The following is a 21821-nucleotide window of genomic DNA, read 5'->3' as shown; positions in this document are numbered from 1 at the left end:
CCTTTGCCTGTTCCTAATTTCAAAAAGGTTATTACAGAAAGTTTACTAATCAATTCGGTTTCTGAAGATTCTACCCAATTTTATATTTCTTTTCAAAAACCAAAACTGCCTACAAAAGTTCGCTATATTGTAGTGTATGCTGCCAAAAATTCAGCAAAAATAAACATTAATGATGCCACACAAATTATAGAAAAAATTGCTGTCGTTGAAGATAACAATCAGTTTAATATTGAAGTTCCAGTTTATAAAATGGCGGACAAAAAATCATTAGCTTTCACTTTTGTAGATTATTATGCAAATGAAAGTCCACAAACTGTAATTGATTTGGAAGAATAAACACAAACAAAGTAAAATTTATTGTGGTTTAAAATAGATTAATATGGTTAATTTTAAAACCCTAACCCTTAAACAATTTTAAGCTACTAAATCTACCTCAAATAATGAAAGACAATAAACCCTGGTATTGGATTCCGCTATTAAATTTCGCATCGGGTTTTCCGTATGTAATTATAATTTCCGTTTCAGTTTTAATGTACAAAAACCTTGGAATCAGCAATGAAGACATTGGATTATACACTAGTTTATTGTACTTACCTTGGGTTATAAAACCGCTTTGGAGTCCATTTATTGATTTGCATGGAACCAAAAGAAATTGGTTTTTGGGAATGCAATTATTTATTTCGATTGCCTTTTTATTAGTAGGTTTCATCATTCCGGCGAGTAATTTTTTCATTTTGAGTCTGGCTATTTTTTGGGTTGCAGCTTTTGCTTCGGCTTCTAATGATGTGGCCAGTGATGGCTTTTATTTATTGGCATTAGAAAAAGAACAACAGTCTTTCTTTTTAGGAATCCGAAGCACTTTTTACAGAGCATCGATGTTAACTGGCAACGGATTGATTATTTTATTAGCAGGCTATTTGGAACACAAATTTGGCGACAATCAAAAAGCTTGGTCTTACACCATGATTTTCGTGGGGTTGATCATGTCGTTTCTAACGATTTACAACTATTTTGCCACTCCAAAAGCCGAATTACCAATGGCAAAAGGAGAAACCGAAGAGAAAAATTTTGCTATTGTTTTTGCTAGTTTTTTCAAGAAAAAGCAAATCGGTTTGATTCTGGCTTTTATCCTTTTATTTCGTTTGGGAGAATCTCAATTACTTAAAATGTTGACTCCTTTTTTGGTCGATCCAGTTCGATATGAATTAGTAGAAAAAAGTTCAGATGAAGATCAGGCAAAAGCTTTAGCATTATTTAGTTCAAAAATAAAAAAAGGAGAAAAATTATCTGAATCGGAGTTACAACTTCTTTATTCGAAACTACCAATTGAAGCTCAAATGGAAAATTCAAAAAAACCATTAGCTGAAGTAGCAAACGAAAACAAAACCGAATATCAGAATGCAAATAAAGCTCGTATTGACTTTATCAATCGATTGGTAAAAGATAAAGGAACTCAAACCACTGTTTATAAAGGCGGACTAGGTCTCGAAACCGAAGATGTTGGAATCATTTATGGAACTTTAGGATTAATAGCCTTAACTCTTGGTGGAATTCTTGGCGGAATTGCTATTTCCAAACAAGGATTGACTAAATGGATGTTACCTATGATTTTAACGATGCACTTGCCTATTATTGGTTTTGTGTTGTTATCTCATTTCCATCCAGCATCGATTTATTATGTTTATGTGGTAGTAATTCTGGAGCAGTTTGGTTACGGATTCGGATTCGCAGCCTTTATGATGTACTTAATTTATGTAGCCGAAGGAGAATCAAAAACTTCGCACTATGCCATTGCAACAGGCTTTATGGCATTAGGAATGATGCTTCCTGGAATGTTAAGTGGTTATATTCAGCAGTATTTAGGATATGGAAATTTCTTTATTTGGGTGCTTTTAGCAACACTCCCAGGTTTAATTTTATCACGATTTTTAATCTTTCCAAAAGATTATGGGAAGAAAACTGAGGAATCAATTTAGCCCACGGATTAAACGGATTTATTTTTACTAATTCCAATTTGCCAAAATCAGCTCAAAAGTAAACAGTCATAATAATTATACACAATGACACTAGAACAAAAAATCGGACAATTCTTTTTTCCAGCGGTTTTTATTAACGACACCGAAGAAAACATTCAGGAAACTGAGCGTTTAATAAAAGAATACAATATTGGCGGATTGACTTTTTTTCATAGTAGAGCTAGCGCTGCAACCAACTATGAGAGTAAGAAAAAAGTGGAATTTAACGATGACAGTTATCAACGTTTGAAAGATTTGATTGTACGTTATCAAAAATGTGCTACAACTCCCCTATTAATGAGTATCGATGCCGAATGGGGATTGGCGATGCGTGTCGAAAAAACACCACAATATCCGTATGCGATTACGCTTGGTGCTTTGCCTGAAAGAAAAATAGATTTGATATATCAAGTAGGAAAACAAATTGGATTAGACTTAAAATCGGCTGGGATTCATTATAATCTAGCGCCATTAGCAGATATTAATAACAACCCCAATAATCCTGTGATCGGTTATAGATCTTTTGGTTCTAATAAAGAAAAAGTTGCTCAATTTGCATTAGAATATTTAAGAGGAATGTCTGATGTAGGAGTTTTAGGCTGTCTAAAACATTTTCCTGGACATGGAAATACAAGTGTAGATTCTCATTTAGGATTACCTGTATTAGAAGAGAATTTGGAGCAATTATTAGAAAACGAATTGGTTCCATTTATAAAAGGAATCGAAAACCAAGTTGATTCCATTATGATTGGTCATTTGGCAGTTCCAGCCTTGAATGACGGAAAAGAAACATCGGCAACTTTATCCAAAAATATTATCGAAAAATTGTTGCGTGAGCGATTGGGCTATGATGGTTTAGTAATTTCTGATGCTTTGAATATGCATAGTGTTTCCAAATTATACCAAACCAAAGGGCAATTAGAATGGGAGGCTTTCAACGCTGGAAACGATGTGCTTTGTTTTGCCGAGAACGTCCCTGAAGGAATTGAAGCAATTTTAAAAAATGCAACACCAGAACGCATTGAAGCAAGTTTAAACCGCATCATGAAATGCAAACAAAAAGCTGGTTTATTTGACGAAAGCAAATCCTCTGTTGCTGATTTTGATTTTAAAACTACATCCGAATTAAACCGAAAAATTGCTGATTATTGCATCACTGATATTAGAGACAAAAACAATTCAATACTTCTCTTTGATGCCAAAAACAGAGAGCGTTTTGCTAAATTAAGTATTTATAAAACCATAGAAAATCCATTTTTTGAAACATTGGGTTCCGTTTTACCATCTCCTGAATATGAAATTGAAAATGCTGATGACTTAGTAAACACTAATGTAAAAGAAGATATCTCCATATTCGATACTATACTTATAGCTCTTTATGTTCCTAAAGCAAAACCTCTCAATAAATTTGATTTGGAAGATAAAGTCTTAAACTTTTTAGGTGAGTTGTTTCAAACAAAAAAATGCATTTTATATGTTTTTGGTAATCCTTACGCCTTACAAGTCATTCCAAATCTAGAGAAAGCAATAGGAATTGTAGAAATGTATCAGGATTTTGTAGAATTTCAACAAAGCGCTGCAGAACAATTAGCAGCAAATAAAAAAGGAAAAGGAAGCCTACCTGTTTTACTCACAGGAGTTTAAGGTCCGTTATAGCCACATCCTATTTATAGATAGAAAATAATAATTAAAAATTATTCCAAACACCTTCGTTCTTACCCTACTTTTGCGGCATCAAAAAATAATAATTAAAAAAATAAAATATGTCATTAGTAGGTAAAAAATTCCCAAGTATTGCAGTAGATGCTATCTCAGAAATGGGAGATAATTTGAAAATCAATATTTTTGAAGAAGCTACAAAAAACAACAAAAAAGTACTTTTATTTTGGTATCCAAAAGATTTCACTTTTGTATGTCCAACTGAATTACACGCTTTTCAAGCTGCTTTGCCTGAATTTGAAAAAAGAAATACAATCGTAATTGGAGCATCTTGCGATACTAACGAAGTTCACTTTGCTTGGTTAAACACTCCAAAAAACAATGGTGGAATCGAAGGTGTAACTTACCCAATCCTTGCCGACACAAATCGTAACTTATCAAACATCCTTGGAATTCTTGATGTTGAATCTACAGAATACAGCGAAGAAACCGATTCAGTAATCGTTGAAGGTTCTTACGTTCCTTACAGAGCTACTTATTTGATTGATGAAACTGGAAAAATTTTCCACGAAAGTGTAAACGATATGCCATTAGGCCGTAACGTAAACGAGTACTTACGTATGGTTGATGCTTACACTCATATTCAAGAAAAAGGTGAAGTTTGTCCTGCAAACTGGGAAGCTGGTAAAGAAGCAATGACTGCTGACAGAAAAAGTACTGCCGAGTATTTAAGTTTGAATTAATTTGTTTTTTTTTAAGCCACTAAGTTGCTTAGAGTTAAAAATTATCCAATTAGTTAATTTAATTGAAAATTCAGACTCAGCAACTTAGAGCTTATAAAAATCAAAACATATAAAACTCATAAAAATGTTATTAGAATTAAACGAGGATACATTAGGAACACTTGTGAATCAAAATGAAAAAGTGGTAGTTCAATTTTCTGCTTCATGGTGTGGAAATTGCAGAATTATGAAACCAAAATTCAAAAAATTGGCTTCAGAAAATGAAAATATCACATTTGTTTTAGTAGATGCTGAAAACAATCCTGAATCAAGAAAACTAGCAAACGTAAGCAATTTACCAACATTTGCTACTTTCGTAAATGGAAAATTGGTAAACGAGACTCAAACCAACAAACAAGAAGTTTTAATTGAATTGGTTCAAGAAATAATATAATAGTACTAGAGGTTAGTTCTTAAATTCACCCCCTTTTTTTTAAGATCCCCCCTTCCTCTAGTAACTAACCTTACATTTACTCATATGAAATTACCTGTAATAAAACACTTGACCCAATTCATCGAAGAAAACGATCAAGATTACCTTATCGAAACTATCGAAGTATTGGAGGCATTGACTGAAATTCCTTCATTGAAAGACGAAGAACTAGACGTAATTGGAGAATTAATCTCAAATATGTATGGTGCGCTTGAAGTTCATAAAATGACCCAGCAAGGAACCGACAAGAAAGAAGCTTTAAACGCTTTCATGAAAAGAGTTTTAGGCTCTATCGACAAATAAAAAAATTTAGTTTGAATAGACAATTGTATATTATCCTGAATAAATACAATTCAAATACGCACTCCCCCTACAGAGTGCGTTTTTTGTTTTTTAATACTATCCAAAAAAGACAATCAGGGCGAGACACCATCCTGACAAAAGGGCTCAACTTACTTTGCGGTGATACGCCCTTTTATCAGGATGCTGTCGGGCTATCCGCACTACTTCGGTAGTTTGCTTCTATCCCTCTCGCGGGCCAACAGGTTCTAAGAAGCCAATTTTTAAACCATAAAATTGTAAAACCTAAACAACATTTACCCATTCACAAATACTTTTAGATTCAAATATTAATCCTTACTTTTGAACCTCACAAAAAAACAAATAATATGGCGACTATAACATTAGGAGGAAATCCAGTGCACACTTCAGGTGAGCTACCAAAAGTAGGTTCTAAACTAGCTGATTTTAAACTAGTTCAAAACGATTTATCAATTGCAGACTTAAGTACATTTGCAGGCAAGAAATTAGTATTGAATATTTTTCCTAGTATTGACACAGGAACTTGTGCTACCTCTGTTAGAAAATTCAACGAAAGTGCTAGTAATTTAGCTAATACTGCTGTTTTGTGTATTTCAAGAGATTTACCGTTTGCACAAAAACGTTTTTGTGGAGCTGAAGGTCTTGAAAATGTGATCAACTTATCGGACTTCCAAGAAGGGACTTTCGGAAAAAACAATGGTTTAGAAATTGTTGACGGACCATTAAAAGGATTACACTCCCGCGCTATCATCGTTGTCGATGAAAACGGAGTTGTAACTCACACAGAACAAGTAGCAGAAATTGCTCACGAACCTAATTACGAAGCTGCTTTAGCTGCCCTTTAAAAATCAATATGGAATTTCAAAAAGACAATACATTACTTACAGGCAGATTGAAAAGCGTTAAATATGCTTATCAAGGTGCTCTAAAATTAATCACGACTGAGCATAGCGTTATGGTTCAATTTTCAATTGGAATCATTATGACGATTGCAGGTTTTTATTATCATATTTCTTCTACTGAATGGCTTATCCAGACCATGGCAATTGGAATGGTAATGAGCATTGAAGGATTGAATACAGCAGTCGAGAAAATTGCTGATTTTATTCACCCAAATTATCACGAACGAATTGGCTTTATCAAAGATATTGCAGCTGGCGCCGTATTTTTTGCAGCATTAACAGCTATCGCAATTGGTCTTATCATTTATATCCCAAAATTTTTATAAGAACAAGTAAATTCAAGAATGGCAAAATCCACAAAAAAAGATACTTTAGATAAAAAGAATGAATCGGAGTCTAATAAACTAAAACCATGGGAATTATCCAAACAAAACAGAATTGTTCTGGGTGCGCTACTGGTTTTGTTTTCAATAGCATTATTGGTTGCATTTGTTTCCTTTTTCATCTATGGACAAATAGACCAAAGTGCTGTTTATGAATTAACCGATCGCAAAGAAGTAGTTCAGAACTGGCTTGGTAAATTTGGCGCTTATCTAGCGGATTTATTCATTTACCGAGGTTTTGGAGTTGCCTCTTTCCTATTTGTACGCTTATTTTTCATCACCGGAATGTATTTAGTTTTGGATCTTTCGATCAAAAAACTAAAAAGCACCTGGTTTTGGGATTTATTTGCCATTATCATTATCTCCATTTTATTTGGATTCTTTGCCACTTCGGTTCCAGAATTAGGCGGAACTATTGGGTATGAACTTAATTTGTACATACAGGATTACCTTGGTAAAACCGGGACATTATTAGTTCTTGCTTTCAATTTGATTATCTATTTAATTTTCAAAATACAGGTATCACCAGAAAAAGTACAGTCCTTTTTTGAAAAAAACAAAAAGGAAATAAATGAAGATATCACAATTCGTCCGGTAGTATCATCAAACGATCCTAGTTATAATCTGGAAGAATTTGCAGTAGAAGAACCTGAAGAAACAGATGATGAATTATTAGACGAAATTCATTTAAAAACAACAGGATCACAATTTGAAATTAATAAAGAAGCATTAAAACCAACGATTTCAAGTTCTTCTGAAATTAATTTGGAGCCGATGCTTAAGCCTCTTCCAATGGATATTTTGCCAAAAGCAGAACCCATAAAAGAAGAAGCTTTTGTGATTGAAAAAGCCGTTGAAGAAGACATCATTGAAGACAACTTAGCTTCTCGACTAGTTGCCGATTTTGGATTATTTGACCCAACTTTGGATTTGTCCAATTATAAATACCCAACCATTGATTTATTAAAAGAATATTCGACTGGCGGTATTACAATTAATCAGGAAGAATTAGAAGAAAACAAAAATAAAATTGTTGAAACGCTTCGCAATTACAAAATCGAAATCGCACAGATTAAAGCAACGGTTGGTCCATCAGTAACTTTGTATGAAATTGTGCCGGAAGCTGGGATTCGTATTTCAAAAATTAAGAGTTTAGAGGACGATATTGCTTTGTCACTTTCGGCATTAGGGATTCGTATCATTGCTCCTATTCCTGGAAAAGGAACGATTGGTATTGAGGTTCCAAACAAGAATCCTACAATGGTTTCGATGAAAAGTGTGATTGGTTCGGCCAAATTTCAAGAAGCAGAAATGGAACTTCCAATTGCTTTGGGTAAAACCATTTCGAATGAAACATTTGTAGTCGATTTGGCCAAAATGCCTCACTTGTTGATGGCGGGTGCTACTGGACAAGGAAAATCAGTTGGATTGAATGCGGTAATCACTTCGTTACTTTACAAAAAACATCCAGCTGAAATTAAATTTGTTATGGTCGATCCTAAAAAAGTCGAACTAACACTTTTTAATAAAATTGAAAGACATTATTTGGCCAAACTTCCAGATACTGACGATGCTATTATTACCGATAATGCCAAAGTAGTAAACACTTTGAATTCACTTTGTGTAGAAATGGACAATCGTTACAATCTTCTGAAAGATGCGATGGTTCGTAACATTAAAGAGTATAACGAAAAATTCAAGTCCCGAAAATTAAATCCTGAAAATGGACATCGATTTTTACCTTATATCGTACTGGTTGTCGATGAGTTTGCCGATTTAATTATGACTGCCGGTAAAGAAGTGGAAATGCCTATTGCAAGATTGGCACAATTGGCCAGAGCCATTGGTATTCACTTAATTATCGCTACGCAAAGACCATCGGTAAATGTAATTACGGGTTTAATCAAAGCCAATTTCCCTGCGAGAATTGCTTTTAGAGTATCATCAAAAATCGACTCGCGAACTATCCTTGACACTCAGGGAGCAGATCAATTAATTGGTCGTGGAGATTTGCTTTATTCTAATGGAAATGATGTGGTAAGGGTACAATGTGCCTTTGTCGACACTCCGGAAGTTGAAAAAATTGTAGATTTTGTTGGTTCACAAAAAGCATATGCAACCGCTTACTTACTTCCTGAATTTATTGGTGAAGATGGTGGACCAAGCTTAGAAATGGATATTTCTGAAAGAGATACCTTATTTAGAGAAGCTGCTGAAGTTATTGTAAATGCACAACAAGGTTCTGCTTCTTTATTACAACGAAAATTAAAACTGGGTTACAACAGAGCAGGTCGATTGATTGATCAATTGGAAGCCGCTGGTATTGTTGGTCCCTTTGAAGGCAGTAAAGCCAGAAGTGTGAATATACAGGATCTTGCAGCGCTGGATCAATTTTTTAATAATGAGTCTTAGGTAATTTTTTGATATTGGTGATTAGTAATATTTAATGCTTACCATGACGAAAATTTTGGTTCGTAAAATTATTTTTCTGCCGACATCAAGTACTTAAGCACTATTCAGTTTTCACACAATTACACATAATTTGGTTAATAAAAAAAAGTTCTTATATAACTGAAAACTCGATTTGAAACGCGCGTGAGGGATAGAAGCTAGCTACCGAAGTAGCGCGGATAGCCCGACCCCGTTGAGTAAAGGGGCTTTGTAAGCGGTTCTATTGGTAAGCCCCTTTGCTCAACGGGGTCACGCCCAAACTAACTTTTGCGAGCTAACGAAGTAAAATAATTACAAAACATAGTTAAAAACAATAAGCATACAACTAAACAGAAAAATAATGATATTACAAAATAAAATAGGAATGAAAACAATTTTGGGTCTTTTAATGGCCATTTTTATTGGATTTTCAACACAGGCACAGGATAAAAAAGCTAAAGATTTACTGGATAAGGTTACTGCCAAAGTAAAAAGTTACGACAACATTTCGATCGATTTTAAATATTCTTTGAATAATGCCAAGGAGAATATTAATCAGGACAGTAAAGGGTCGGTGGTGATGAAAGGGAATCAATATGTGTTGAATTTCATGGGAATTACGAAGCTTTTTGATGGTAAAAAAACGTATACAATAGTTCCAGAAGATGAGGAAATTACTGTTTCTACAGTAAACGAAAAAGATGATTCGGCTATTACGCCTTCAAAAATGTTGACTTTTTTTAACAAAGGCTATAATTTTTCGATGGATATTGTTCAGAATGTAGGCGGTAAAAAAATTCAGTACATAAAATTGGTTCCGACTAATGCTAAAGATCAAAGAAAAGAGATTTTGGTGGGTATTGATTCTAAAACGAATAACATTTACAATGTAATTGAAATTGCCAAAAAAGGAACTAAAACTACATTGACCGTTAATTCTTTTAAAACAAATCAGGCATTGCCGAAAAATCAATTTACCTTTGTCGCTAGTAAATATCCCAATTATACAATCAATAAATTAGATTAATTATTAGGTGAAGATTTTAGACAAATACTTATTAAAAACATTTCTAGGAACATTTGCTACGGTATTTGTTATCCTTTTTTTCGTGTTCATTTTACAAACAGTTTGGTTATTTATTGCCGAATTGGCCGGGAAAGATTTGGATTTTATGATGGTCGTAAAATTCTTGGCCTTTTCGATGCCTAGGATTGTGCCATTAGTATTACCGCTTTCTATATTATTGGCTTCTATAATGTCTTTTGGAAATTTATCCGAACATTATGAGTTTGCCGCAATGAAATCTTCGGGTATTTCGTTGCAAAGGGCAATGAGAAGTTTGACGATTGCAATAACAATATTGAGTTTTATCGCCTTTTTGTTTGCCAATAATGTGATTCCGTACGCTGAATTTAAGTTTATCAATTTCAGAAAAAATATTGCTCAGGCCAAACCGGCTTTGGCCATCACTGAAGGACAATTTAGCGATGTTGGTACTTATAATATCAAGGTTAATAAAAAATCCGGAGAAAACGGAAATCACTTGACAGGTATTACTATCCATCAAAAATCAGTAAACGGCGATGGTAGCAAAACTGTTATTCGTGCTACAAATGGAGAATTGGTAAGTAACGAAAACACAAACCTGCTACAACTGATTTTGAACGACGGTAACTATTATCAAGACATTGTTCCAAAAAATTATCAAGACAAAGAAAAATTACCATTTGCGAAAAGTTATTTTAAAAAGTATCGCATCAATATAGATTTATCGCAATTGAACAAAGTGGACACTAAAGACGAATCGGTTTCCAACACCAATAACATGTTAAATGTTAATGATTTAAAATACACTTTGGATTCGCTTGAAAAAAACAGAAATGCTGATATTATCTCATTTTCTGAAAGTTCTGCAACAAGATTTGCAACTCTAACACAAAACAATACACCTACTCCAATCAAGAAAAAGCCGTTGTTAAAAAACTTATTATCCGTTTACAACAACAAAGAAAAAAGTACGATTCTAAATGCTGCAAGTAGCAGTATTCAGACTACTTTGTACAATATCGATGCAACCAAAACTGAATTAGACAATAAAAAGAAAAACATAAACAGCCACATTTTATCAATGTATGACAAATTTGTTATTGTTTATGCCTGTTTTTTAATGTTTTTTATTGGAGCTCCACTGGGTGCAATTATTCGAAAAGGAGGTATTGGTTTGCCAATCGTATTTGCTGTATTGATTTTCATATCGTTTCACTTTATCAATACTTTTGGTAAAAGGATTTCACAAGAAGATGGAATGGCTCCTTTCTTTGGTGCCTGGATGTCTTCGATAATTCTCACTCCATTGGCACTACTTTTAACGTATCGTGCTACGAATGATATTGGTTTAATCAATATGGACGTAATAATTACTCCTGTCCAAAAAGCATTTCAAAAAATATTTCAAAAAATAATTCCATCTCAAAATAAAGAATAAAATGTCTGCCACAAAAATACAACTCAACACTATAGAAGAAGCTATTGAAGACATTCGCCAAGGCAAAGTAATCATAGTAGTTGATGATGAAGATCGCGAAAATGAAGGAGATTTTTTGGCTGCAGCCGATAAAGTGACCCCAGATATGATCAACTTTATGGCCACGCATGGCCGTGGATTAATTTGTGCCCCATTAACCGAAAGCCGCTGTAAAGAGCTGGATTTACGAGCAATGGTGAGCAATAATACCGATCATATGGAAACTGCTTTTACTGTTTCTGTTGATTTGAAAGGACATGGAGTTACTACTGGAATATCAGCCGCTGATAGAGCCAAAACCGTTTTATCTTTGGTCGATCCCAATACTAAACCACACGATTTAGCACGTCCTGGACATATTTTCCCTTTGGTTGCCAAACAAGGTGGTGTTTTAAGAAGAACTGGTCACACAGAAGCTGCGATTGATTTTGCCAGATTAGCAGGATTTAAATCTGCTGGTGTTATTTGCGAAATCCTGAATGAGGACGGAACAATGGCACGTTTACCACAATTGGCCGAAGTCGCTAAACGATTCAATTTAAAATTAGTTTCAATTGAAGATTTGGTAGCTTATAGAATGCAGCATGATAGTTTAATTGTAAAAAAAGAAGATTTTGATATAGAGACTCGTTTTGGTACTTTCCGATTAAGAGCTTATGAACAAACGACCAACAAACAAATTCATATCGCCTTAACTAAGGGAACGTGGAATCTTGGGGAAGCTATATTAACTCGTATTCATTCTTCACAGGTTAATAATGATTTATTAGGAACACTAACCAATAATGTGGATCAACAATTGGATGATATGTTCAAGATTATTAATGATAATGGTAAAGGAGCTGTAATATTTATCAATCAAGATATGACAGCAGTGAATTTGCTAAATCGAATTTCTGAATTGAAAGCACTCCAATCTGAAGGAACTATGAAAGCTCCAAAAATTGTTATTGACACCAAAGATTATGGAATTGGAGCACAGATATTGCATGATATCGATATTTCAAAAATCCGTTTGGTATCAAATACGGAACAGGGAAAAAGAGTGGGTATGATTGGATATGGATTAGAAATTACGGATTACGTACGCTATTAATATTTTTTTTAATTTTTTATTTGTTGCTAAATGTAAGCAAATGAAACAATTAAAAATCCTTTAAAAAAATAGCTGTAATTTTTCTAAAAATACGCTTGCAGATCCAAAAAAGGTTATTATATTTGCACTCGCAATCAGGAAATGATAGCAACATACTGGAGAAATGGCAGAGCGGTCGAATGCGGCAGTCTTGAAAACTGTTGACTGTAACAGGTCCGGGGGTTCGAATCCCTCTTTCTCCGCTGAGTGAATCTCAAAATGAATCAAAACCCTTTAAACTCAACGTTTAAAGGGTTTTTTCTTTTCACCAAATAACCAAATTATTCATTGCTTTTCAAATCATTGCAAAAAATCACAAAACAACAATACAAATTATACATAAAACAAAAATCCCTTCCAATGCAAATTCATTGCTGAATCGCATTGAAAGGGATTTCTCCGTTTCAAAATATATTTAAGCGTTATTTGATAATAATATCACCTGTAAAGTCTTTACTTACATCTTTTCCAGCTAAACCATCAGCAACACCTTTGTAAGAATGTTTGCGTTTGTATTCAGCATCCCAAACGTTTGGAGATTCATTTGGCAACCAGTTTACATGTTCATCTTTATTGTCTGAAATACCCCAAATTGTAATTCCATATTGTTGTGCTTTAGGAACATATTGTTTGTACGAATCAATTACATATTGATACATAGCCGATTGGCTTGCTAGTTGCTCTAAAGTTGGAGAATTAGTTCCCAATCTCACATCAAGTTCTGATACTTTTATCAACTTACCAGTAGCAGCTAGTTTTTGGAACATTTGAGCAATTTGTTCTTTATTTGTACTTAAAGAAATATGCATTTGTGTACCAATACCATCAACAGTAGCTCCTTTGCTTTCGATGTATTTTACATATTCAATCAAACCATCGCATTTAGCTAAACTAGATTCTAAATTGTAATCATTGATAAATAATTTATCAGTAGCATTTCCATACTGGCGCGCTAATTTGAAAGCAGTAACAGCGTAATCTTTACCAAGGTATTTTACCCAGTAAAACTCATCACTAGCAGGATCAGTTACGTTTCCATCACGTAAACTACCGCCTTCTTTCATTGGTTCGTTTACAACGTCCCAAGCGTGAACATCGTTTTTATAGTGACCTACCATTTTAGAAATCCAATTTGTCATTGCACCTCCGATAAGAGTCGCTTTTTCAGCATCTGTTTTTTCTATTGTGATTGCAGGTGTGCCTGCGCCACCTCCAGATGTTGCTCCATCAGTTACTACTACATTGTCAATATAATAGGTTCCTGCTACTCCACCTAAGTCAAAATTTAAACCAGTCTCAGTTCCATTTCCTGTAAATTTCCATTCAACCAATTTCCACGTTGACGAAGTTGTTTGATCTCCTTGGTAATGAGCTGTTGTTCCAGTAGTTGAGCAACGCACAGATCCCGCAGCATCTGAACGAATCATAAAAGAAATTGTGTACTCTTTGTCTAAAGTTAGTTTGGACACGGTAAAGTCGGAGTGGATTTGTGTTTTCCATTGATTTGCTGCATCCGAAGTAGCGTTTACAACTTTCATAGCACCATTTCCTTCATAAGCATTTGCCGAAGAAGCTAAACTTAAAGCATCAGTCGCGCCATTGTATTTTGACCATCCCGTAATATCTGTATTAAAATTACCATTTGAAACAAGATTTACTATTGTTGGAACAGCATCTAAATCGACTACAGCAAAACTATTCACATCAATACTATAAGTAACATTTGGTAAATATCCCAAATCTAAGTTGAAATTGAAATTAGTACTTGCCGTTTTAAAATCTGTAGCATTTAATTTAATCTTCACTTGTTTCCATTGAGAAGTAGTTGCGAAAGCTTCTGTCCAGGTTCCGCCTGTAGCATACCAATCCATATATGGATATGAATTGTTTAAAGTAGATCCAAACGAAATACGTCCTTTGCCATCAACATCTGATTTGATAAAAAACGAAATTTCATATTTGTGTCCGCTTACAATTGGAACTGTCGGCGAAGTTAACTGTAAACTATAAGGCTGTGCTGAAGTAGCACTCGAAATTAATTTAATCGCTTTTGTACTAGCTGACAATCCAGCTCCGTCCACAATTGAAATTCCTGCTCCTGGATTATTTCTTACCCAGCCTCCGCTAAAAGAACCATCTTTTAAACCTGCTACATTCATTATGTTCGGACCGCTAGTTCCTGGAATAATTGTTGGCGCAATTAAACTATTCAAATAACTTGCATTTTGATTTTGGTGCCAAACCAAAGTATGTCCAAAAACAGATAAACCTGCTTCTTTTGTTTTGGCAATAAAAGCATCAACTTTAGCAAAATTAAGTTCTCCAGTAGAATTTACCATTGGCCCATGCTTCATTGCATAACCCACCGTAACTTCATGGAAATTTTCATTTACAAGATTACGATAAGCATCAATAGTCATGTATTCGTCCAATCCTATTCCAACTCCAAGTTTGAAGTCAGTATATTTTTTAAGCGGCTCATATCTGCCGATTTTTTCTGCCAATTCCAATGGAAGTTCTGCAGATGTTATGTCACCGTGTGAAGGGTCTTTTCCCCATTCCATAATTTGATCATCGCAAGATGAAAACAGCAAGCAGGACAAAGCAAGTGCTGGTAATATTTTGGTATATTTCATTTTATATTTTTTTGAGTTAATTGATTTATTCTCAGCTATAGCTTTCAAAAACAATAGTATTTTATTCCTTAATTAGGGAAATCACTATACGTTGGAGTATTCAACGAAACTATTCTCCAATTATCAGTATATACTTTTACAGAAGTAGCTGACGAAGGGAATTCTACCTCAGTGCTTTCGCCAGTTACGTTACTTAACTTAACATCTGAGTTTTCGAAATAAATTCCGAAGTTTTGATATGTAGCCGCCTCTCTGAATTTAAGAACATCATCAAAAGTGTAGGCTGATTTTGAAAAACTGTACAATTTATTCAATGGAATTGTAATAGTTATCCAGCCTTTTGTACTAACTCCAACCGATTTTCCGTTAACAATCCAAGGAACATAATTATAACAAGCTCCCGTCCACTCACCTCCATTAAAATTGTTAATCAAACAAATTTTCAAGAAACCTGTGTCTTTCCATACATTTGGCACATAAATATCAAATTGAAAAGCGACTTTATCCAATGGAGTTGAAGCTGGAATATAAGGCGTCAATTGACCTCTCCAGTTATCTACACCATTCCCTGCAGTCCAAACTTCGGTACAACGATTTGTTGCTGCTGCAAAAGATGCAATTCTAGCGGGACGATGTGGGACATATTGTCCTTGAGAAACATTTCCTGTTCCCAATAAAGCTGATTCTAAATCAGTGTCTTTAAGCATACTTGTAGAAGTTCCCCAAAAACCTTGAGTTCCGTTTCCGTCAAAATCCAGAATTACTCCTTTTTTGAAATTAAAATAAGCAGGTGAATAAACTCCACCATTTGAACTTTCAACCAAAATTGAACCTCCGTCTGGCGAAACTCCAGCTGGCATTGCTACCGTAAAAAATTCTCCTTTTTCGTCTGAAACAATTCCTGTTGTAACCTCGACATTACCTGGGAAAATTACTTTTTTAACCTCTGTCAAACCTGTTCCGTGAACGGTAATCGTTTCACCTACATTTGGCATCGTATTCGAAATTTCGGTAATTACAGGCGCTCCAGAACGAATCTGAAAAGGAAATGTAACTTCATTCCCATCATTCACAAAACGAATTGTATTACGAACCGATGGATCTGCATCTATTGTAGGTGTATCTTCTGAAATGTTTATTAACATCGAAGTATTGGAAACATACACTACATTAAAATAAGTTTCAAAACCGTTGATGTACACTTTTTTTAATCCATTAAAACCAGCTCCTTCTATACGAATTAACTGCCCTAAACGAGCAAAAGAAACTTCTCTATCTGGAACAGACGAATTAACATCTTCCAAAAAAACTTTACTTATAGTTATTGGCCCACCATTTGAACTATCGCTGTTCTCGCAAGCATTGAACAACAATGAAACAAACATTACAAGTATAATTGTAATAGCTGCGCCATACTTTTTATCTAAAATATATTTTTTCATATTCGTGTTTTCAGTTTAATTAAATAAATCAGTTATTTTTTCATCCTTGAATTCATAAGGAACAGGCGCTTCATTTAATAATGGATTCTGAATTACTTCTGATTCTGGGTAAGGCAATAAAAAGATTGAAGTGTCTATCGCTCCTATTGCTCTAGGAGAACTGTCTCTCGTAGCATCAACTGAAACTGTGTTGGTAGCTGCAGCATAAGTAATTGGCACAATAACTCCTCTGCTTTGTCCAGTAACATAATTAACTACTTCTTGTTGTTTGTAGTAAGATCTTCTCACTAAATCATACCAATATTGACCTTCCATACACAACTCTACTCTGCGTTCGTGTCTGATATCTTCATACGTTAATGACGTTTTTGGATCCAATCCCGCTCTTTTTCTTAGTGCGTTTACATAGCTTAAAGCCGTTGCATCCGAAGTGCTTGCATTATTACCTAAAGTTGCTTCTGCATAATTAAGATATACTTCTGCCAAACGTAACATATAGGTGTTTAAAGCTGAATTTTGCTTAGAAATTTTAGGATTGTCTTTGGTAGAACCCACCACTCCTTTTTTGACATTCACAAAAGTATTTTCATGATCAACCGTATAACCACCATTGGCTTTATTAATTTCTGGATAAAAATCCTCATCGGCCATCCAAGTATCATGACGTCTTTTATCTTTAGATTCATATTCATACAAAACATCATTAGAAGCTCTTGTCCAATATCCCCAAGCAGCATCATCGCCAGTAATATCAGATCCCAAAGCAAAATATGCCTGATGCGTGTTAGTTACTCCATAAGTACCGTTTGGCACCCATTGCAAAGCAAACATTGATTCAGAATTATTGTTGTTATCTACTTTAAACAAATCTGCATAGTTTTCTAAAATGGAATAAGGCCCTTCGGTGATTGCTTTTTCAGCAGCTTTTTTCGCAAGATCAAGATATTCCTGACTTCTAGTTCCCGAATTAGGATTATCGCTTAAACCAGAAACTGACAAGTACAAACGGGACAACATTCCGAAAGCGCTATATTTTGTCAAACGTCCTGTTTGCCCAGCAGTTTCAGGAAGAAATTTTGCAGCAAATTCCATATCGCGGATTGCAAATTCATAAGCATCTTTTGCAGAATTGGTATTAACTGCAGGATTTTTTACTAAATCTGCTGGATTTGTAGAAATTATCACATTTCCCCACAAAGAAGTCAAATACCAATAAGCAGTTCCTCTCATAAAACGAGCTTCAGCTATATATTTGTTTTTAATATTTTGATTAATACTGCTGCCTTCAATTCCAAGGATAACATTATTAGATTGTTGTACCACGTTGTACAAAGAACCCCAAGCAGACACTAATGGTCCTGTTAATCCAGTTTCAGTTAAATCAGCAAATGGATAAATATAATCTGAATAAGGAGCATATAAGTTGTAAGCACGACCATCGCCTAATCCGTAATAAAATTTATCATTAAAATCAAACCATACTTTGTTATATAAAGGAGCAGTAGCTGCTTTAAAATCATCTTCTGTTTTAAAAAAGTTCTCTTTGGTTATCAAATCATTTGGCTCCTTATTAAGAAACTCATCACTACAACTTGTTCCCAAAAAAGTCAATGCAACAAAAAGAAAAATGCGTTTAATATGTATTTTTTTCATATTTTTTATGTTTAAAATTTAACATTTACTCCTAGAGTAAGAATACGTGGTGAAGGATAACGTCCGTTATCAATACCTGAATATAGTGCACTATTATTTAATGTACCTACTTCTGGATCGTATCCTGAATATTTAGTAAATGTCATAATGTTTTGCATATTAGAATATACTTTTAGTCCTGCTAATCCAATTTTTGAAACTAAAGAAGTTGGCAAGTTATATCCTATTGATATATTTTTGATGCGGACAAAAGACCCATCTTCTACAAAACGATCACTATTACGGAAGTTTGACGAAGATGATGCAGATGATGCAGCAATACGTGGCATATAAGGATCTCCGCCTACGATATGAACATTTCTGTAATCATTTGGTCCATTAGGATTAATTAAATCTAATTGAGCATATCCTAAAGCTGTATCTAATAAATTGGTGTTTGAAGCAGGATTTTCTAACCAACGACGTTGGTAATTCATTACATCATTTCCATAAGATCCATCTAGAAAAATATTCATATCAAATCCTTTGTAAGAAAATGTGTTACCTATACCGAAAGTAAACTGAGGTAATGGATTCCCAATATATTGTAAATCTTTATCATCAATTATACCGTCTTTATTGGCATCATCAAACATATAATCTCCAATCCAAACTCCATTTTCTCCAATTGCCATACCTTTAGGCAAAGCAGTAGGTACCACATTTCCAGAGCCATCTTTATAATAAAAATCAGTTGCTTTCTCAAAACGTCCAATCACTTTATATCCATAAAATTGACTAATTGGATGTCCCACAGCAGTACGAGTAACTACAGTTACATCCGAACCTTCTTGAATGGTACCATCATAATGCCCAGATTCACTATTTAATGACAACACTTTGTTTTTATTCATTGAAAAAACAATATTAGAAGTCCAAGTAAATTCAGAAGTTTTAAAATTAATTGTGTTCAAACTAAGTTCAAATCCTTTATTTTCAAGTGATCCAATATTATACCAAGGAGCTGAAGTTGATCCTTGTCCTGATGTTCCTACATATGCAGGTAACGCCAATTGATTTAATAAATCATCCGTCTTTTTGTAATATACATCTGCTACTAACTCGATTCGGCTATTAAAAAGTCCCAAATCTATACCAGCATTAGATGAATAAGTAGTTTCCCATTTCAAATCTTTATTTGCTGTGTTGGAAGCCAATAATCCTGTTCCCCAATTTGCAGTAGCAACTGAATTATAAGTTGAAGTATAAGCATAATTAGGAACATTTTGATTTCCAACTGCCCCCCAACCTAAACGAAGTTTTAAGTTATTGATAACCTTATTATCTTTTAAGAATGCTTCATTAGAAACTTTCCAAGCAAAAGCTGCTGAAGGAAACCAGCCCCATCGATTATCTTCATAAAATTTAGAAGAACCGTCACGACGTATAGTTCCTGTTAATAAATATTTGTCATCAAATGAATAAAATGCTCTTCCAAAATAAGAATTCAATGAACTACCATTACTATTATTTGTAACCCTAGCAGTAGTTGGATCACCCATAGATAAATCTGTAGAGCTATTAGTTAAATATCCTGAGACATATCCATATAAATTTTCCCAATGATTTTCTTGTGCCTCTTGCCCTAACATAGCATTTACGGAATGTTTTCCAAAAGTATTAGTATAGTTCAATACATTATTCCATATCCAGTTTTTACTATTGCTTTTAGAACGTGTACCTTGGCGAATATCATTTTCAATAGCACCAAAAGTATAAGAAGGATCAAAAGTATAGTTATTTGTAAAACCATAATCCAAAGAATATTGTGTTTTGAATGTCAATCCCTTTGTGATAGTAATATCTGCATAAGTATTGGCTCTCAAACCTACTCCCTGATTATTATTATCTCTTATCGAAGCTAATCCAACCGGATTATTTTGAACAAATTGATCGGTATCAGGTCCATCAAAAGATCCTTCTGCATTACGAACAGCCACATTTGGAGTTTGTTTTAATGCGGTAAGAATTAAAGCCCCATCGTTTATAGTAGTATTTTGTTTAGTTTCACTTAAAGCAAAATTCACACCTACTTTAAGATAATCTTTTACTTGAGAATCTAAATTACTAGTCAAATTAAAACGGCTAAACATTGATCCCTCAGCTATACCTTCTTGATCCATATAGCCAATTCCTAAATAATAAGTGCTTTTATCAGAACCTCCAGAAGCTGACAAATTGTAATTTTGCATCAATGCTTGATTAAACAACTCTTTTTGCCAATCAGTACCTTTTCCCAATAAATCAGTACGAATAAAATTAGCATCCCTTTCTACGATTCCTAAATCTGAACGTGTATTTTTTAAAGTACCATATTCTTTAAGATTTAGTACATCCAATTCTTTTGGAATCTCTTGCCAACCTACATAGCTATCAAAATTTAAAGATAAATCACCTTTTTTTCCTCGTTTAGTTGTCACCTGAATTACTCCACCTGATGCACGAGATCCATAAATTGCTGTAGCTGAAGCATCTTTCAAAATATCAATAGAAACAATATCTGCAGGGTTAATTACTGAAATAGGATTCGAGTTTAAATTTCCATTGTTACTGTCTATAACAACACCATCTACTACATAAATAGGCTGTGTAGCACCATTTATACTACTAATACCTCGAATATTAACATTAGATGAAGCCCCTGGAGCACCACTATTTTGTGATACATGAACCCCAGCAGCACGTCCTTGCAATACTTGCTCAATCGATGTAGTAACAGTTTGCGTAATTGCTTTGCTATTAACTGTAGATATTGAACCTGTCAAATCTTTACGTTTCATTGTTCCATATCCAACAACTACTACCTCATCAAGTGTTTTCATATCCTCGATCAATACTACATTAATCTTTGTTCTACCTGCTACCGAAATCGTTTGAGTTTTGTAACCAATAAAATTAAAAGTAATCATTGCTTTCTCAGGAACATTCTTTAAAGTATAGCTTCCGTCGAAATCGGATGCTGTTCCGCTTTTTGCTCCTAGAATCGAAATACTTACACCTGGTAAAGGGCCCTTTGCATCTGAAACAACACCAGTAACTGTTGTTTGGGCATTCGTGTGTGCGTAAAATACAAGCATCAGGATAGTGAGTCCAAGTTGCTTAATATGTCCGCTTTTAAAAAGTAAAAAGTTAGTCATAAATAGTTAATTAAATTAATTGTTAGTTTTTTGGCTTAGTTTTTAAGATTTTTAATTCATTCTTTTTGTTAATATTTTGTTATAGCGTATTGGACAAATATATATATTAAAATGAAACACACAATCGGTTGTGTTAATTATTTTTTAAATATTATTAAAAATAATTAAACATATATTTTACATTAAACAAAAAAAATATAAAATACATGAATATATCGCAAAAAAAAGGCAAAAGAAATTTGTTACTGTGTCTTTTACAGCATATTAGTTAATTCGATAGTAAAATATATTGTTTTGAAACCGTTTTAAGAGTGTTTAGTACGGGTGTT

General features: G+C 34.1%; 15 protein-coding genes, 1 tRNA gene and 1 pseudogene. 13 read left to right on the top strand and 4 right to left on the bottom strand.

Annotated features, from left to right (window positions below):
* The 13 genes and pseudogenes from VLC96_RS07835 to VLC96_RS07775 form a co-directional block, all read left to right on the top strand.
* Positions 1-336 (top strand): annotated as a pseudogene (locus tag VLC96_RS07835) (glycoside hydrolase family 10 protein); the annotation flags it as partial.
* Between the two features lie 104 nt (positions 337-440).
* Positions 441-1976, top strand: coding sequence for an MFS transporter (locus tag VLC96_RS07830; RefSeq protein WP_325261906.1), 1536 nt, complete (start codon positions 441-443; stop codon positions 1974-1976).
* Between the two features lie 84 nt (positions 1977-2060).
* A complete protein-coding gene (locus VLC96_RS07825) occupies positions 2061-3659 on the top strand; it encodes a glycoside hydrolase family 3 protein (RefSeq protein ID WP_325261905.1) in 1599 nt (532 codons plus the stop codon).
* Positions 3660-3778: 119 nt separating this feature from the next.
* A complete protein-coding gene (locus VLC96_RS07820) occupies positions 3779-4417 on the top strand; it encodes a peroxiredoxin (protein WP_325261904.1) in 639 nt (212 codons plus the stop codon).
* A 124-nt stretch (positions 4418-4541) separates the two neighbouring features.
* Positions 4542-4850 (top strand): thioredoxin family protein, encoded by a 309-nt coding sequence (locus tag VLC96_RS07815; protein WP_325261903.1) that lies wholly within the window; start codon positions 4542-4544, stop codon positions 4848-4850.
* A gap of 84 nt (positions 4851-4934) precedes the next feature.
* A complete protein-coding gene (locus tag VLC96_RS07810) occupies positions 4935-5192 on the top strand; it encodes a DUF6952 family protein (RefSeq protein WP_325261902.1) in 258 nt (85 codons plus the stop codon).
* A gap of 365 nt (positions 5193-5557) precedes the next feature.
* Positions 5558-6055, top strand: a complete 498-nt coding sequence (gene tpx, locus VLC96_RS07805) for a thiol peroxidase (protein ID WP_325261900.1) — start codon at positions 5558-5560, stop codon at positions 6053-6055.
* An 8-nt stretch (positions 6056-6063) separates the two neighbouring features.
* Positions 6064-6438 carry a diacylglycerol kinase family protein gene (locus VLC96_RS07800; protein ID WP_325261899.1) on the top strand — a complete coding sequence of 125 codons (375 nt, stop codon included), beginning with the start codon at positions 6064-6066 and terminating at the stop codon, positions 6436-6438.
* Between the two features lie 18 nt (positions 6439-6456).
* Positions 6457-8907 (top strand): DNA translocase FtsK, encoded by a 2451-nt coding sequence (locus tag VLC96_RS07795; protein WP_325261898.1) that lies wholly within the window; start codon positions 6457-6459, stop codon positions 8905-8907.
* Between the two features lie 403 nt (positions 8908-9310).
* The gene (gene lolA1, locus VLC96_RS07790) at positions 9311-9952 is read left to right on the top strand and encodes an outer membrane lipoprotein periplasmic chaperone LolA1 (RefSeq protein WP_325261897.1); all 642 of its coding nucleotides are present in this window, start codon (positions 9311-9313) and stop codon (positions 9950-9952) included.
* Between the two features lie 7 nt (positions 9953-9959).
* Complete coding sequence (locus VLC96_RS07785; protein WP_325261896.1) at positions 9960-11411, top strand: LptF/LptG family permease; 1452 nt, start codon at positions 9960-9962, stop codon at positions 11409-11411.
* A gap of 1 nt (position 11412) precedes the next feature.
* Positions 11413-12546, top strand: coding sequence for a 3,4-dihydroxy-2-butanone-4-phosphate synthase (ribB, locus tag VLC96_RS07780; protein ID WP_325261894.1), 1134 nt, complete (start codon positions 11413-11415; stop codon positions 12544-12546).
* Positions 12547-12703: 157 nt separating this feature from the next.
* Positions 12704-12788: transfer RNA gene (locus VLC96_RS07775), tRNA-Ser, on the top strand.
* 219 nt (positions 12789-13007) lie between these two features.
* On the opposite strand, the gene VLC96_RS07770 is transcribed toward VLC96_RS07775, so the two are convergent.
* The 4 genes from VLC96_RS07770 to VLC96_RS07755 all read right to left on the bottom strand — a co-directional run bounded on the left by VLC96_RS07770 (position 13008) and on the right by VLC96_RS07755 (position 21492).
* Complete coding sequence (locus tag VLC96_RS07770) at positions 13008-15221, bottom strand: endo-1,4-beta-xylanase (RefSeq protein ID WP_325261892.1); 2214 nt, start codon at positions 15219-15221, stop codon at positions 13008-13010.
* Between the two features lie 68 nt (positions 15222-15289).
* A complete protein-coding gene (locus tag VLC96_RS07765; protein WP_325261890.1) occupies positions 15290-16663 on the bottom strand; it encodes a glycan-binding surface protein in 1374 nt (457 codons plus the stop codon).
* Between the two features lie 15 nt (positions 16664-16678).
* Entirely contained in the window at positions 16679-18316 is a 1638-nt protein-coding gene (locus VLC96_RS07760; protein WP_325261888.1) for a RagB/SusD family nutrient uptake outer membrane protein, read from the bottom strand.
* 11 nt (positions 18317-18327) lie between these two features.
* Positions 18328-21492, bottom strand: coding sequence for a SusC/RagA family TonB-linked outer membrane protein (locus VLC96_RS07755; RefSeq protein WP_325261886.1), 3165 nt, complete (start codon positions 21490-21492; stop codon positions 18328-18330).
* Positions 21493-21821 lie beyond the last annotated feature (329 nt).

Source organism: Flavobacterium sp. (assembly GCF_035456085.1).
Lineage (GTDB): Bacteria > Bacteroidota > Bacteroidia > Flavobacteriales > Flavobacteriaceae > Flavobacterium.
The sequence above is the reverse complement of the archived record's forward strand: the minus strand, read 5'-3'. Positions and strand labels throughout refer to the sequence as shown.